Below are 13,130 nucleotides of genomic sequence, written 5' to 3'. Positions count from 1 at the left end.
AGCCCGGTCATTGTGCCGGAAGTGGGCACGGTTCACCAGCCGCGCCCGGCCTGGGCAGCGCCGGGCGGCCTGGGCTGCCAAGAATTTAACGCCCCGAAAAATAATTTGGTTGCCGCGATATCTGACGACCGATGCTTCTGTACTATCCGTGTTTGTTAAAAAGTTGTTCGGATCCGCCGGGCCATGGGCCGCCAGCCCAGAACGGGCGCGGGTTTTGCCGAGCAAGCATGAAACTCGTGAAAGTGCAGCATGAATCAGCTCCCCGACAGGATCGTCCATCTTCCCATCATCTGGCGCGGCAAGCGCCTGTTCTCCGCCCGCCTGCGCCTGGCCGTGCATGAGGCGGCGCTCCCCGACGTGCTGGCCGGCGAGGCCGCCCAGGCGCTGGCCACCCTGCCGGTGCCCGCCGGCGCCGACGGCCTGCTGCTGCGCTGCGTGGTCGATCCGGGCTGGCGCACCCGCAGCCTGCGCGACGACAGCGTGGCCTTCGTGCTGAGCCGCGACGTGTGGCACTACCTGGCGTGGACCGGGCGCTACGAAGACTTCCTGGAGGGGCGCTACTCGGCCAAGACCCGCGAATCCTACGCCCGCGACGAGGCCCGCCTGCTCGAACGCTGCGGCCAGGCCCTCGACCTGCGCGAATACCGCGAGCCGGCCCAGGTGGACGAGTTTGCCGGCCACCTCGCCCGGCTGCGCGGCCACGGCACGCCCATCGGCCGCCCGGTGGAGCCGGTGGCCCTCAAGGCCACGGCCCAGCGCGGCACGCTTCGCGCGTTCGCCCTCTTCGCCGACGGCGAGCCGGTGGCCGCCCTGGCCCTGGAGGCCCAGGGCGAGGTGCTGCACTACCTGTGCTCCGTCGAACACGACGACTTTCGCCAGTGGTCGGCCGGCACCGTGCTGCACCTGCAGGCGATCCGCCGCGTCTTCGCCGAGCCCGGCCTGCGCTACCTCGACTTCCGCCCCGGCGAATGCGAGGTCAAGCGCCAGTTCGCCAACGGCGCCCTGCGCGGCGCCACCGTGCTGTGCCTGCGCCGCACCCTGCGCCACCGCCTGCTGCTCAAGCTGTACGGCTGGCTCTACGCCACCCCCCGCAGCCCCGGCGCCCAGCCGGTGGTGCCCGACGAGGTGCGCGAGCTGGTGGCGTGAGGGCGCTCCACCGGGGCGGGCAGCGGGGGCGTCGTCTGTGTGCGGCGCCCCCGCTGCCCTCCACCCTGGTGAGGCCGGTGCCCGGTTCCACGGGTGGGTGGGCACGCCTGGCTGCATTCTGTTTGCTGATGGAGACCTGGGGCTTTCCGTTATTTGGCCTTGGATTGGCCGGGTCGCGGTTCCACGGCCGGGTTTGCACGCCCGGCCGGCTTCGGCGGCGCGAAGCGATGCTTCGCGAAACCCCGCCTACGCCCAGCGGGCGGCCTACTTTCTTGCGTCGCCAAGAAAGTAGGCAAAGAAGCGACCCCTGCGCTGCTCGCATCGGGCGGCCGGCGCAGAACTCGCCCGCTGCGCGGGCTCAGACAGCTGCGCCGGAAGGCCCCGCCCGCTGCTGCGCTGCTCGGCGGCTCAGAAGGGGCTTTCCGGAACCTCCGCGTGTTGCAGGGCGTGCGGGTGTGATCGGCGGAAGGGCGAAGGACAGGGAGTGGGTAATGGGGGCTGCGTAGGTCGGGTTAGCCCGCAGGGCGTAACCCGACATCCCCCGTGCAATAACGACACGCCATTGTTCTGCGCGGTGGCTTCGGTTGCTCGTTGTGCCGGATCACCGCAGGCTTCCATCTGCGGGCTGCAGGTCTGGCCAGCGGGCTGATTGCCCGATGGAGATGGGCTCTTCCATCCCGGCGGTGGGTGTGTCCGTCAGCTTGATGGCTTCTTCCGTCGCGCCGACGGGATGGCCCGTCGTGGCGATGGCCTGTGCTGCCATCGAGGATGGAGGGAGCCATCGGCGGGATGCGCGAAGCCATCTGCCGGATGGGCGCGTCCGTGTCGGAGATGGAAGCAGCCAGCTGCAGGATGGGCGGGGGTATTGCAGGAAATGGAGCGTCCCATCCCGTAGATGGCAGGACCTTGCGGCGGGATGGGAGAAGCCATCCAGAAAATGCGACGAGCCATCGCAAGGATGGCTCGGGGGGCAGGCCCGGGCGAGTGGTGCAGGCTGTGGTGTCAGTTCGGGGTGTCTTCGGGGGCCGGGCTGCGCTTGCCGGTGCTGGCAAAGCGCTCGGCGCCGTGCTCCCGCAGCGCGTCGGCCACCGCGCTGCCATCGGCGGCCTTGGCGAAGCGGTAGGCCGCCAGTGCCGCGCTGTACAGGTCGCTGCCCAGCGCCCGCTCGGTGTCCGCCGCCCGGCCGCCGAGCTGACGCAACCGGCTGAAGATCGGCCGCAGATCATCGAGGGCCTTCAGGTCGCGCTGCATCTCTTCGAGGTCGAAGCTGCGCGGCAGGATGTCCGGGTCCTGCTCCAGCGTCGCGAGGCTCTGGCGCACGAAGGCTTCCGACGTCGGCCCCATTTTCACCAGCTCCAGCCGCTGCGCCGCCGTCAGCTCGACCATCGCGCTGAGCTTGTCCTCAAGCCCGGCCAGCATGCCGCGGATGGCGGCGAGATCGTCGTTGGAAAGGGAGATCGAAACGATGTTCTGGGACATGGGCATAGCCTCCGGATCATTGAAACCGGGGGCCTTCGCGCGCCCCCGAATGCGCCGGGGGATTGTAGGAGAATTTGTAATGGATATGTAAATAAGTTTTCAATGTGTTGATGTCATGAGTGGGGCTGTGGGGTGGGAGTCAGTAGGCGGCAGAATCAAGCTGCTCGTCGGGAGTACGGGGCTGGAGCAGACGGGCAGCTGGGGCAACCGGTGAACGGCATGGGTCAGCTGAGTGCGTCTGTCGGATGGGGACGCTGACTTATTTTGGATGGGCAGACTGCGTTGATGACTGGAGGTGTTGCGACGCACAATTGCCTTGCCATGCAGTATGGGTTGATACTGGAGGTCTGGGTACGGCCACAACCGGCCGGTCATCAATCGATCCGGATAGCGGTCATTGCGGCGGGAGGGTATGCTAAACGCCTGTGTCCGGAATCGATCAGACCACACACCATGCCGGCTGCTGCTTTACCGGCGTTGTTATCTTGCATTGCGCGATATTTCTTCTTCTAAACAGAAGGTTGCAGAACATGTTATCCGGCATCCCAATGTTATGCGGCAGAACTGTCGCCCTAAAACAAAGTTATACCCCTAAGGAGGCAATGTGCCCGCACTCAAGAATCGAATGATTTTTATCAGCCACGCGTGGTCCTACAACGAGCACTACTGGACGCTCGTAAATTGGTTCAATGAGGAACCCAACTTTTCTTGGAGCAATTGCAGCGTACCCAGTCACGATGCGCTCCCAGACAAGACTTCGAGAGGTCTTAGCGATGGCATGACGCGCCAAATCTCACCCGCTCAGGTTGTGCTTGTTCTTGGTGGTATGTATGCGGCGCACAGTGCCTGGATTGAGTATGAAATCAAAGAGGCGCAACGGATGAACAAGACGATCATCGGTATTCGGCCTTGGGCGCAAGAACGAGTCCCTCAAATTGTTCAAGACGCTTCAGTCTGCGATCCTGTTGGTTGGAACCGCGCAAGCGTCATCAACGCAGTGAGACTCTACACATGACAGAAGAAGAATACGTCTCCGAACGGCTTGACAATCAAATCGACTGGTATTCGAGAAAGAGTTCGTCCTGTCAAACACGGTACAAGGCGCTACGTTTAGTAGAAATCATTGCGGCTGCCTTGATCCCGTTCCTATCGGGTATGGGAGAGAAGATTCCGGGCGGCCAATGGATTGTCGGTGCACTGGGGGTAATGATTGCACTCGCTGCGGCGGCAGGCTCCCTGTTCAAATACCACGAGAACTGGATTCAGTACCGGGTCACCTCCGAACAACTCAAGCACGAGAAGTTCTTGTTTGCTACACGGAGTGGGCCCTACGCAGATCAAGAACGGTTCCAGTCACTTGTCCAGCGGGTCGAGTCACTCATTTCAAAGGAGGCGGCCACATGGGCGCAGGTAACCAAGCAGCCAGCCAAAGTGGCACAAGGGGTATAACCTTTCGTTCCAGCGGACAGCCTTCGGCAGCCGCTGAACTCAAACGTTAGCCATCCCCCTCGATTTTTTTCAACAAGGAGTACTACATGACAACACGAGATCAATACATGGCTGTAGCACGCGAATTAGCCAATTACATGAATGCTTGGCGTCTTGCGTTCAAGAGCTACGCCATTTCTGAGCTTGACGCAATGATGAAAGCTACCGCAGGGGACGGAGCGCGTGTTTCCACAGGTACCGCAGCTGAAAGTTTTGAAAGTTGCCTACAAGAACGGGGCTTCGTCGTTTTTCCGTCTATTAAAGACAATCAAGAAGGCTATGTGCGCATTTATCGTGCAAGCTCCAAAATTGGTAATTTGCTGAGCGCATTCCGTTACCCTGGCCCCAATGGTGACAACGAACTGTCCTCTCTGTTGTCTTCGTTATCGCGTGCTCGGCGCCCTGATGTAGCCGTCAATGACGAGTCTGAGGCTGGCTAACATTACGCTCCAGCCGACCGTCAAAAAGCTACGCTTTTTGCCGTCGGCTGAGCTAGCACGTTATGTTGCAAAGGAGACTTGGTGAATACCGCCGTCTTTTCGTTAATTGGTCTTGTAGTCGGAGCTGTATTGCAGTTCCTGTTCACCCGGCACCTCGACAATAAGAAGCACCAGCGCGACCTCCGAGCAAAGGCATACTCTGACTATTTGCAGTGCGTAAGTGAGCACGCGAATCTCGGGCACCAAAAAAACTCAACAGAAGGGCGGCAGCTAGGCGCCAAAACCGCAGATGCCAAATGCAGAATCTCACTCTACGGTGCCCCCGCCGTCATTTCAGCATTTGCATCATTTGAACGCTTGGGCGCTGCTATGAATACCAATGAACAGTGCAGCGCCTTCACCGATATGGTGGCTGCAATGCGCCAAGACACGCTCGGTAGTTCATCGGTAGCCCAAGCAGACCTCGAAGCAGTGTTGCTAGGGGTGCGTCGTGCAACATAACAAGTCCGTCAACCGGACCGTCAAAAAGCTGCGCTTTTTGCCGTCCGGTTACGTCCGACGTTGAATGACAGCTTTCCCAAAAGCTCTACGGCTGCTCTGGGTCGTCTCCAGACTTTCAGCAGATCCACTGCTTCCGACTGCCGCGACCGTCTCTTGTGCGCCGCGATATGAGTGCTGACATGGAAATCCGCCCGATTCGCACCGACGCCGACTACCAGGCCGCCCTGGGCGAGGTGTCGGCGTATTTCGACAGTGAGCCGGAGCCCGGCACGCCGGAGGGGGATCGCTTCGAGGTGCTGCTGACCCTGGTCGAAGCGTATGAGGCCAGACACTTTCCCATCGACCTGCCCGATCCGGTCGAGGCGATCAAGTTCCGCATGGAGCAAGGCGGGCTGACGCCGAAGGATCTGGTGCCGGCCATCGGCCGCCCGCCGGGAGGGTTCAGGGCTTGAAGCTCTCCGGCCACAGGAAATACGGGCCAAACTTCGGGCTCATGCGGAACTCGCCGCCGGCTTCCTTGCCTCGGCCGGTGAGGTAGTTCTTGCCGTCGCGGACTTCGAGATGGCCTGTCGCGATGAGCTTCTCGAGCAGCTCCGCCGTCTTCAGGCCGAGCTTTTGCGCCAGCTTGGAGGAGGTGAGCTTGTCGGAGCTTTCCTCCGTTTCGGGCTTGCTCTCCGGCTCGGTCGCCACGCGTTCGAGGGAGATCCGCACCTCGTCGCTGATGCGGATGATGCGCTGCGCCTCTTCGTAGGCGTCCTTGTAGAGTTCGGCGTCGTCGCTGCGGCGGATCAGCACGCCCATCTCGTTGTTGTTGATCTGGCTGAATTCGTAGAGGTTCAGGCTGGTGACGATGCACAGCTCTTCGTTCATGTAGCACTTGGCGTGCAGGTTCTTGCAGAAGCTGGTGCGGACGTAGGTGAGCTCCTTGAGCCAGTTGATCTCTTCGGGCTGCAGCTCGCTCTTGCCATAGACGATGCGGACGTCGATCTTGAGGCGGTTCTTGTCGGCCAGCAGCTCCTTGATGCGGTCGTTGAGCTTGAGGAAGGGGCTGATGAGGATCAGCCTGTCCCTGGCCTCCTTGATCAGTTCTTCGAGGAAGTAATTGGTTGCGCTGGTGTTCAGGAACTTTGCCATGGGTGACTCTCAAATCGCGTAAGGGTATGCGATTGTAAAAGATCGATCCCGCGCAGTGGGAGCGTGGCGGCATGGCGGGGGGGGCGTCCGGGGCGATGCCAGGGGGAGCGATGCCGGCCATGGGATGTCGGGTTGCGCTGCGCGAACCCGACCTACGCTCTGTCGCTCGGGATCCGCCCGCCCTCACTCCGCCAGAAACAACATCAACAGCTCATTCAAAAAATGCCGCCCCCGCGTGGTCGGCCGGATGATGTCGCCGTCGATTTCGACGAGGCCCTGCTGGCGGGCCTTCAAAAGCCCGGGCTCGGCGGCTTCGAAGGGCAGGCCGGTGCGTTCGGTGAACAGCCGGCGCGGGAAGCCCTGGTTGAGGCGCAGGGCGTTCATCATGAACTCGAAGGGCAGTTCGGCGGCGCCGAGGTTGCGGCGTTCCTGCACGAACTGGCCGCTCTGGTGGGCGGCGAGGTAGGCGGCGGGGTGCTTGGGGCGGGTCTCGCGATGGATGCCCTCGTGGGAGGACAGCTTGCCGTGGGCGCCGGCGCCGATGCCGAGGTAGTCGCCGAAGCTCCAGTAGTTGAGGTTGTGGCGGCATTCGCGGCCGGGCTTGGCGAAGGCGGAGGTCTCGTAATGGCGGTAGCCGGCAGCGGCGAGGCGAGCCTCGATGGCGTCCTGCATGTCGGCGGAGGCGTCGGGGTCGGGCACTTCGGGCGGGTTGGCGGCGAAGGCGGTGTTGGGCTCGAGGGTGAGGTGGTAGCAGGACAGGTGGCCGGGCCCCAGGGCGAGGGCGGTGGCGAGGTCGGCTTCGGCCTCGGCGAGGGTCTGGCCGGGCAGGGCGTACATCAGGTCGAGGTTGACGGCCTCGAAGTGGGTGAGGGCGGCTTCGGCGGCGGCGATGGCGTCGGCGCGGCCGTGGATGCGCCCGAGGGCCTTGAGGTGGTGTTCGTCGAAGCTCTGGATGCCCACCGACAGGCGGTTGACGCCGGCCTGGCGGAAGGCCTTGAAGCGGCCGGCGTCGACGGTGCCGGGGTTGGCTTCGAGGGTGATCTCGGCCATCGGGTCGAGCTGCACGCGCATGCGGATGGCGGTGAGGAGTTCATCCAGCCCGTCGGGGCTGAGCAGGCTGGGGGTGCCGCCGCCGATGAAGACGCTGTGCACGCGCCGGCCCCAGATCTGCGGCAGCGCGCTCTCGAGGTCGGCGACGAGGGCGGCGAGGTAGGCGGCTTCGGGGATGCCCTCGTCCCGCACGGCGTGGGAGTTGAAGTCGCAGTAGGGGCACTTCTGCACGCACCACGGGAAGTGCACGTAGAGGGCGAGGGGCGGCGAGGCGGTGAGCTGGGCGGCCCACCCGCCGCCGCCGGGGGCGGCGGCGCGGGGGGCGATGGGGATGATGCGGGGTTCGGGCATGGGGGCAGAAACGGGGCGAGGCTCAGGCCTGCTCGGCGCGCAGGCGTTCGAGGAGCTGGCGCATGGCGCTGCCCCGGTGGGACAGGACGTTCTTGAGGCTGTGGTCGATCTCGGCGGCGGTCTGGTCGAGCTCGGGGACGAGGAACAGCGGGTCGTAGCCGAAGCCGCCGTGGCCGCGGGTGGCTTCGAGGATCTCGCCGTGCCATTCGCCGCAGGCAATGATGGGTTGTGGGTCGTCGGCATGGCGGACGAGGACCAGCGCGCAGTAGAAGCGGGCGCGGCGGTTGGTCTCGCCGGCCAGGCGTTCGAGGAGCAGGGCGTTGTTGCGGGCGTCGGACTTGGGTTCGCCGGCAAAGCGCGCCGACAGCACGCCCGGCGCGCCGCCGAGGGCGTCGACGCACAGCCCGGAGTCGTCGGCGAGGGCCGGCAGGCCGGTGGCGCGGGCGGCGTGGCGGGCCTTGGCGATGGCGTTCTCGACGAAGCTGGGGTGGGGCTCTTCGGCTTCGCTGACGTGGAAGGCGGATTGGGGTAGCACCTCGATGCCGAGCGGGGCGAGCAGCGAGGAGAGTTCCTTGAGTTTGCCGGCGTTGCCGCTGGCGAGCACGAGTTTGTCCATGGCGGGGCTCCGGTGGGGTGTCAGGCGAGGGCGAGGGCGCGCTTCTGCTCGGCGACGAGGCGGGCGATGCCGGCGCCGGCGAGGTCGAGCAGGGCGTCGAGTTCGGCGCGGGAGAAGGGGCTGCCTTCGGCGGTGCCCTGGACTTCGACGAAGCCGCCGCTGCCGGTCATCACGACGTTCATGTCGGTTTCGCAGTCGGAGTCTTCGGGGTAGTCGAGGTCGAGCACGGGCTGGCCCTGGTAGATGCCCACCGAGACGGCGGCGACGAAGTCGCGCATCGGGTTGGCGGGCAGCTTGCCGGCCCTGACGAGGCCCTCGAGGGCGTCATGGACGGCCACGCAGGCGCCGGTGATGGCGGCGGTGCGGGTGCCGCCGTCGGCCTGCAGCACGTCGCAGTCGATGGTGATCTGGCGCTCGCCGAGGGCGTGCATGTCGACCACCGCGCGCAGGCTGCGGCCGATCAGGCGCTGGATCTCCTGGGTGCGGCCGCTCTGCTTGCCCTTGGCGGCTTCGCGCGGGCTGCGGGTGTGGGTGGAGCGAGGCAGCATGCCGTATTCGGCGGTCAGCCAGCCCTGGCCCTTGCCGCGCAGGAAGGGCGGCACGGATTCTTCGACGCTGGCGGTGCACAGCACGCGGGTCTCGCCGAACTCGATGAGGACCGAGCCTTCGGCGTGGCGGGTGAAGCCGCGGGTGATGCGGATCGGGCGCAGTTCGGTGGCGGCGCGGCCGCTGGGGCGGGTGAAGGCGTTGTCTGTGCTCATGCTTGCTCGCTGGAGTCGTCCGCCGTGGGGGGCGGGTGAGGTGGGTGGGGGCGCTCGGCCCGTCAGTCGCCATTGTAGACGCTCCGTGCCCGCCGGGCCGGATCGGGGAACGCGGCGCGGCCCGTCATGGGGATCCGGCCGCGATGAGGAAATTTTTTACAGTATTACCGTATGAGTTGTGCAAGGATGAATGCCGTTGGGGTGACCGGCGACTGCCGGCGATTACAAGAGAGGAGACACCATGATGCGGATCAGACTTGCAGGTTTCGATTGGGGGGCCGTGCTGCGCGCGTGGCAGGCGTGGCTGGTGGAGACGGGCCGGGAGAGCCGCGCGGCGCGGCTGTCCACCCTGGGCCTGCCGGCTGGCGGGCAGGGCGGCGCTTGGTACGACGACTCGTCGCAGCGGATGCGTTGAGACAGCCCGGCCGCGCTGGCGGCCATTGGCTGGAACACGAGGCCGGAACGGGGGCGTTCCGGTGCGGGCTGCGCTCCGGGAGGGGCGCGGCCCGGCTTACTTGAACTTGTGGATCGCGGCGTTGATCTCGCGGATGGCGCGCTCGATCTCGTCCTCGCTGAGGTCTTCCTGGTCGCGGCGGTTGCGCCCGAAGCCTTCCATCTGGGTGGTGTTGGCGTCGGCCGGCATGGTGCGCGTGGACACGGTGTCGGGGATGTCCTCCTGCTGATCGTCGTGCCAGGTCATGGCGATCAGGGTGAGGTTGTCGCACTGGGGGCCGCCGAGGGTCTCGGCTTCGTTCATCAGCTTGGGGACGGCGTCCATGACGCGCCCGTCGGCGAGGGTGCCGACGATGGTCTCGACAGTGAGGGGGCCCCACACGCCGTCGGAGCAGATCGCCAGCACGTCGCCGTTGATCAGCGAGACCCCGCGGGAGAACTCGATCTGCGGCGGGTGGTTGCCACCCAGGCAGCTGAAGATGCGGTTGCGCCCGGGGTGTACGGCGGCGGCCTCGGCGTCGAGCAGGCCCTGGTCGAGCATGAGTTGCACGCGGGAGTGGTCGCGGGTCTGGGCGGCCAGCTTGCCCTTGCGGATCATGTAGAGCCGGGAGTCGCCGGCGTGGGCCCAGTGGGCCACGCCTTCCTGCACCAGGCAGGCCACGATGGTGGTGCGCGGTACGTCGGAGAGCTGCTTGTCGAAGGCATAGTCGAGGATCGCGTGGTGGGCGTTGCTCAGCACCCGCGAAAGGAACAGCACCGGGTCGGAGACCTTGGGGCGGGCTTCCTGCTGGAAGGACTGGGCGATGAACTGCACGGAAATCTGGGCGGCGACCTCCCCGTACAGGTGGCCCCCCATGCCGTCGGCGAGGACGAGCAGCAGCGCGTCGCGGGTGTACGAATAGGCGACGCGGTCCTGGTTGGTCCGGCGCTTGCCGACCCGGCTTTCCTGGAAAATGGTGAATCTCATGTGCGGCCTATCATTGTTTTAAGGCGGGAGCCCAGCCCTTCGAGCCAGGTTTTCTGCTGGGGGGGAGCTTCCCGGTGGCGCTGGGCGAGAACCTTCTGCAAGGCGAAACAGCTCTGGGGGCGCTTCAGGGGGTCGAGCTGAAGGCACCAGTCGATGGTGGCGAGGAAGTGGGGCGAGTACTGGCCCGCCCAGGCTTTTGTGGCCGGCACGACGGTGTCGTGCTTGACCCGTTCGTCGGAGCGCTGCGGCGAAGAGCCCGCCAGGCAGGCGTACATGCTCGCGCCCACGCTGTAGATGTCGCTCCACGGCCCCAGGGCCTCGCGGCTGGTGAACTGCTCGGGCGAGGCGAAGCCGGGGGTGTACATCGGCTTCAGGATCGGCGTGTCGGACATCAGGGTCTGGCGGGCGGCGCCGAAGTCGAGCAGCACCGGGGTGCCGTCGGAGCGCAGGTAGATGTTGGACGGCTTGATGTCGAGGTGCAGCAGCTTGTGGGCGTGCACCTCGCGCAGGCCGTTGAGCATGCGCGTGAACACCCCCCGGATGAAGCGCTCGCGCACGTTGCCCTTGTTCTTCTGGACGTAGTCGTGGAGCGTCCGGCCGCGCTCGAACTGCATCACCATGTACACGGTGCCGTTGGCCCGGAAGAAGTTGAGCACCCGCACCACGTTGGGGTGCACCAGCTTGGCCAGCGCCCGGCCTTCCTCGAAGAAGCACTTCATGCCGTAGCGGAAGGCGCCCTGGTGGGCCTCGGTGACGTGGGGCGTGACCTCGCCCTCGCCGCGCAGGGCCAGGGAGTTGGGCAGGTATTCCTTGATGGCCACCGGCGTGCCGTCCTGGTCGTAGGCCAGGTAAACGATGGAGAAGCCGCCCAGCGAAAGCTGCCGCTCGACACGGTAGTGGTCGAGCAGAAATCCGGGTGGGAGGGCGCAGTTCTGTTGAGTGGCCATCGGGCAGGGCGCTACACTTCGTTTTTTTGTGGCGTTCGGGGTCGTTAGTTTACCTGCGGATTGCCGCACTACACCGGGAAAAACACATGATTCTCAGCATGACGGGCTTTGCCGTCCAGACCCGTGACATGGGCCGCGTGGCCCTGCACCTCGAACTGCGCAGCGTCAATTCCCGCTACCTCGACCTCACCTTCCGGATCGGCGACGACCTGCGCCAGGCCGAACCCATCCTGCGTGAAGCGATCACCGCCCGGCTGAGCCGTGGCAAGGTTGAATGCCGTTTCAATCTGCAAACGAAGGATAGCGCACCTCGCGAGCTTGCGATGAACGCCGTGCTGCTCGGCCAGCTTAAAAATGCACAAATCGCCGTGCAGGCCGCGCTGCCCGGCGCGGCGCCCCTCAGCGTGGCCGAGGTGCTGCGCTGGCCGGGCATGCTCGCCGACGACAGCCCGAGCTTCGAGGCGCTGCAGCCCGAGATCGTCAGCCTCGTCGCCGCGGCCCTCGACGAACTCGTCGCCACCCGCCGCCGCGAGGGCGCCCGGCTGGCCGAGATGATCCGCGGCCGCATCGAGCACATGCGCGGGCTGGTCGCCACCGTGCAGCCGCGGGTGCCGGCCCTCGTCGCCGAATACCAGGACAAGCTCGCCACCCGCCTGCGTGATGCCGCCGCCACCCTCGACGACGACCGCATCCGCCTCGAGGTGGGCCTGTTCGCCCAGCGCGTCGACGTGGCCGAGGAGCTCTCCCGCCTGTCCACCCACCTCGACGAGGTCGAGCGCATCCTCAAGACCGGCGGGGCCAGCGGCAAGCGCCTCGACTTCCTGATGCAGGAGCTCAACCGCGAGGCCAACACCCTCGGCTCGAAGGCGATGGCCGCCGACATGACCGCCATCGCCGTCGAGCTCAAGCTCGCCATCGAGCAGATGCGCGAACAAGTGCAGAACATCGAGTAAGGACGCCCCATGCCCGGCACCCTCTTCATCGTCACGGCGCCCTCGGGGGCCGGCAAGACCACCCTCGTGAGCGGCCTGCTCGAGCGCGACCCGCAGGTTCGCCTGTCGGTCTCGTACACCACCCGCGCGCCGCGCGCCGGCGAGGTGAACGGCCAGCACTACCATTTCATCGACGTGCCCGGCTTCCGCGCCCTGCGCGACAAGGGGGAATTCCTGGAGTGGGCCGAGGTCCACAACAACTACTACGGGACGTCGAAGCGCTGGCTCGAGGAACAGACCCGCGCCGGCCGCGACATCCTCCTCGAGATCGACTGGCAGGGCGCCCAGCAGGTGCGCAAGGTCTTCCCGAAGGCGGTGGGGGTGTTCATCCTGCCGCCCTCGGTCGAGGAACTCGAGCGCCGGCTGCGCGGCCGTGGCACCGACAGCGAGGACGTGATCGCCCGCCGGGTGCTCGCGGCCCGTGGTGAGATGCGCCATGTGGCGGAGTTCGACTACGTTATAATCAACGAAAACCTGCCCACCGCCATTGAAGATCTCGTGGCCGTGGTGCGGGCGTCCCGGCTCCGCTACGCCAACCAGGAGGCGCGCCAGCCGGCGTTTTTCCATTACCTGGAACAGGACTGATATGGCCCGCATTACCGTCGACGACTGCCTGAAACGCATCCCCAACCGCTTCCAGCTCACCCTGGCGGCCACCTATCGTGCCCGTCAGCTGACGGCCGGCGCCACCCCGCAGGTCGAGCTCGACCGCCACGACAAGGACAAGCCCACCGTGATCGCGCTGCGCGAGATCGCCGCCGGCAAGGTCGGCACCGAAGTCCTCAATCGCGGCCAGGCCTGAGCC

16 protein-coding genes and 1 pseudogene are annotated in these 13,130 nt (G+C 65.5%); 10 read left to right on the top strand and 7 right to left on the bottom strand.

Going from position 1 to position 13,130, the window contains the following annotated elements; all coding sequences use genetic code 11:
* The first annotated feature begins 249 nt into the window (after positions 1–249).
* Positions 250–1,146, top strand: a complete 897-nt coding sequence (locus ACE3OU_RS01345; RefSeq protein ID WP_374239729.1) for a GNAT family N-acetyltransferase — start codon at positions 250–252, stop codon at positions 1,144–1,146.
* Between the two features lie 1,002 nt (positions 1,147–2,148).
* Here the strand turns inward: ACE3OU_RS01345 and ACE3OU_RS01340 are convergent.
* A complete protein-coding gene (locus ACE3OU_RS01340) occupies positions 2,149–2,625 on the bottom strand; it encodes a hypothetical protein (protein ID WP_374239728.1) in 477 nt (158 codons plus the stop codon).
* A 604-nt stretch (positions 2,626–3,229) separates the two neighbouring features.
* On the opposite strand from ACE3OU_RS01340, the gene ACE3OU_RS01335 reads away from it, so the two are divergent.
* The 5 genes and pseudogenes from ACE3OU_RS01335 to ACE3OU_RS01315 all read left to right on the top strand — a co-directional run.
* Positions 3,230–3,640: a TIR domain-containing protein gene (locus tag ACE3OU_RS01335; RefSeq protein ID WP_374239727.1), complete on the top strand. Its 411-nt coding sequence runs from the start codon at positions 3,230–3,232 to the stop codon at positions 3,638–3,640.
* Positions 3,637–4,074 (top strand): DUF4231 domain-containing protein, encoded by a 438-nt coding sequence (locus tag ACE3OU_RS01330; protein ID WP_374239726.1) that lies wholly within the window; start codon positions 3,637–3,639, stop codon positions 4,072–4,074. The genes ACE3OU_RS01335 and ACE3OU_RS01330 overlap by 4 nt, the downstream gene beginning before the upstream one ends.
* 107 nt (positions 4,075–4,181) lie before the next feature.
* Positions 4,182–4,553 carry a hypothetical protein gene (locus tag ACE3OU_RS01325; protein ID WP_374239725.1) on the top strand — a complete coding sequence of 124 codons (372 nt, stop codon included), beginning with the start codon at positions 4,182–4,184 and terminating at the stop codon, positions 4,551–4,553.
* A gap of 81 nt (positions 4,554–4,634) precedes the next feature.
* The gene (locus ACE3OU_RS01320; RefSeq protein ID WP_374239724.1) at positions 4,635–5,054 is read left to right on the top strand and encodes a hypothetical protein; all 420 of its coding nucleotides are present in this window, start codon (positions 4,635–4,637) and stop codon (positions 5,052–5,054) included.
* A gap of 179 nt (positions 5,055–5,233) precedes the next feature.
* Positions 5,234–5,482 (top strand): annotated as a pseudogene (locus ACE3OU_RS01315) (type II toxin-antitoxin system HigA family antitoxin); the annotation flags it as partial.
* A 13-nt stretch (positions 5,483–5,495) separates the two neighbouring features.
* Here ACE3OU_RS01315 and ACE3OU_RS01310 read toward each other — a convergent pair.
* From ACE3OU_RS01310 to rph, 4 genes are all read right to left on the bottom strand, one after another.
* Positions 5,496–6,188: a phospholipase D family protein gene (locus ACE3OU_RS01310; protein WP_374239723.1), complete on the bottom strand. Its 693-nt coding sequence runs from the start codon at positions 6,186–6,188 to the stop codon at positions 5,496–5,498.
* A 183-nt stretch (positions 6,189–6,371) separates the two neighbouring features.
* A complete protein-coding gene (gene hemW, locus ACE3OU_RS01305) occupies positions 6,372–7,589 on the bottom strand; it encodes a radical SAM family heme chaperone HemW (protein ID WP_374239722.1) in 1,218 nt (405 codons plus the stop codon).
* A gap of 22 nt (positions 7,590–7,611) precedes the next feature.
* Positions 7,612–8,205: an RdgB/HAM1 family non-canonical purine NTP pyrophosphatase gene (gene rdgB / locus ACE3OU_RS01300; protein ID WP_374239721.1), complete on the bottom strand. Its 594-nt coding sequence runs from the start codon at positions 8,203–8,205 to the stop codon at positions 7,612–7,614.
* Positions 8,206–8,225: 20 nt separating this feature from the next.
* The gene (gene rph / locus ACE3OU_RS01295; protein WP_374239720.1) at positions 8,226–8,966 is read right to left on the bottom strand and encodes a ribonuclease PH; all 741 of its coding nucleotides are present in this window, start codon (positions 8,964–8,966) and stop codon (positions 8,226–8,228) included.
* Positions 8,967–9,207: 241 nt separating this feature from the next.
* Between rph and ACE3OU_RS01290 the strand changes: the two genes are divergently transcribed.
* Positions 9,208–9,381 carry a hypothetical protein gene (locus ACE3OU_RS01290; RefSeq protein ID WP_374239719.1) on the top strand — a complete coding sequence of 58 codons (174 nt, stop codon included), beginning with the start codon at positions 9,208–9,210 and terminating at the stop codon, positions 9,379–9,381.
* A gap of 96 nt (positions 9,382–9,477) precedes the next feature.
* On the opposite strand, the gene ACE3OU_RS01285 is transcribed toward ACE3OU_RS01290, so the two are convergent.
* Together ACE3OU_RS01285 and ACE3OU_RS01280 are read right to left on the bottom strand one after the other, a co-directional pair.
* Complete coding sequence (locus ACE3OU_RS01285) at positions 9,478–10,386, bottom strand: PP2C family serine/threonine-protein phosphatase (protein WP_374239718.1); 909 nt, start codon at positions 10,384–10,386, stop codon at positions 9,478–9,480.
* On the bottom strand, positions 10,383–11,333 hold the full coding sequence (locus ACE3OU_RS01280; protein ID WP_374239717.1) for a serine/threonine protein kinase: 951 nt from the start codon (positions 11,331–11,333) through the stop codon (positions 10,383–10,385). The genes ACE3OU_RS01285 and ACE3OU_RS01280 overlap by 4 nt, the downstream gene beginning before the upstream one ends.
* 86 nt (positions 11,334–11,419) lie before the next feature.
* Here ACE3OU_RS01280 and ACE3OU_RS01275 point away from each other — a divergent pair, with 86 nt between their 5' ends.
* From ACE3OU_RS01275 to rpoZ, 3 genes are read left to right on the top strand one after another with little or no spacing between them, the layout of a single operon-like run.
* Positions 11,420–12,286 carry a YicC/YloC family endoribonuclease gene (locus ACE3OU_RS01275; RefSeq protein WP_374239716.1) on the top strand — a complete coding sequence of 289 codons (867 nt, stop codon included), beginning with the start codon at positions 11,420–11,422 and terminating at the stop codon, positions 12,284–12,286.
* Between the two features lie 9 nt (positions 12,287–12,295).
* A complete protein-coding gene (gmk, locus tag ACE3OU_RS01270) occupies positions 12,296–12,910 on the top strand; it encodes a guanylate kinase (RefSeq protein ID WP_374239715.1) in 615 nt (204 codons plus the stop codon).
* 1 nt (position 12,911) lies between these two features.
* The gene (gene rpoZ, locus ACE3OU_RS01265) at positions 12,912–13,127 is read left to right on the top strand and encodes a DNA-directed RNA polymerase subunit omega (protein WP_374239714.1); all 216 of its coding nucleotides are present in this window, start codon (positions 12,912–12,914) and stop codon (positions 13,125–13,127) included.
* The last annotated feature ends 3 nt before the right edge of the window (positions 13,128–13,130 follow it).

This window comes from Zoogloea sp. (assembly GCF_041908905.1).
Taxonomy (GTDB): Bacteria; Pseudomonadota; Gammaproteobacteria; order Burkholderiales; family Rhodocyclaceae; genus Zoogloea.
This window is presented reverse-complemented; position numbering and strand designations above follow the sequence as displayed.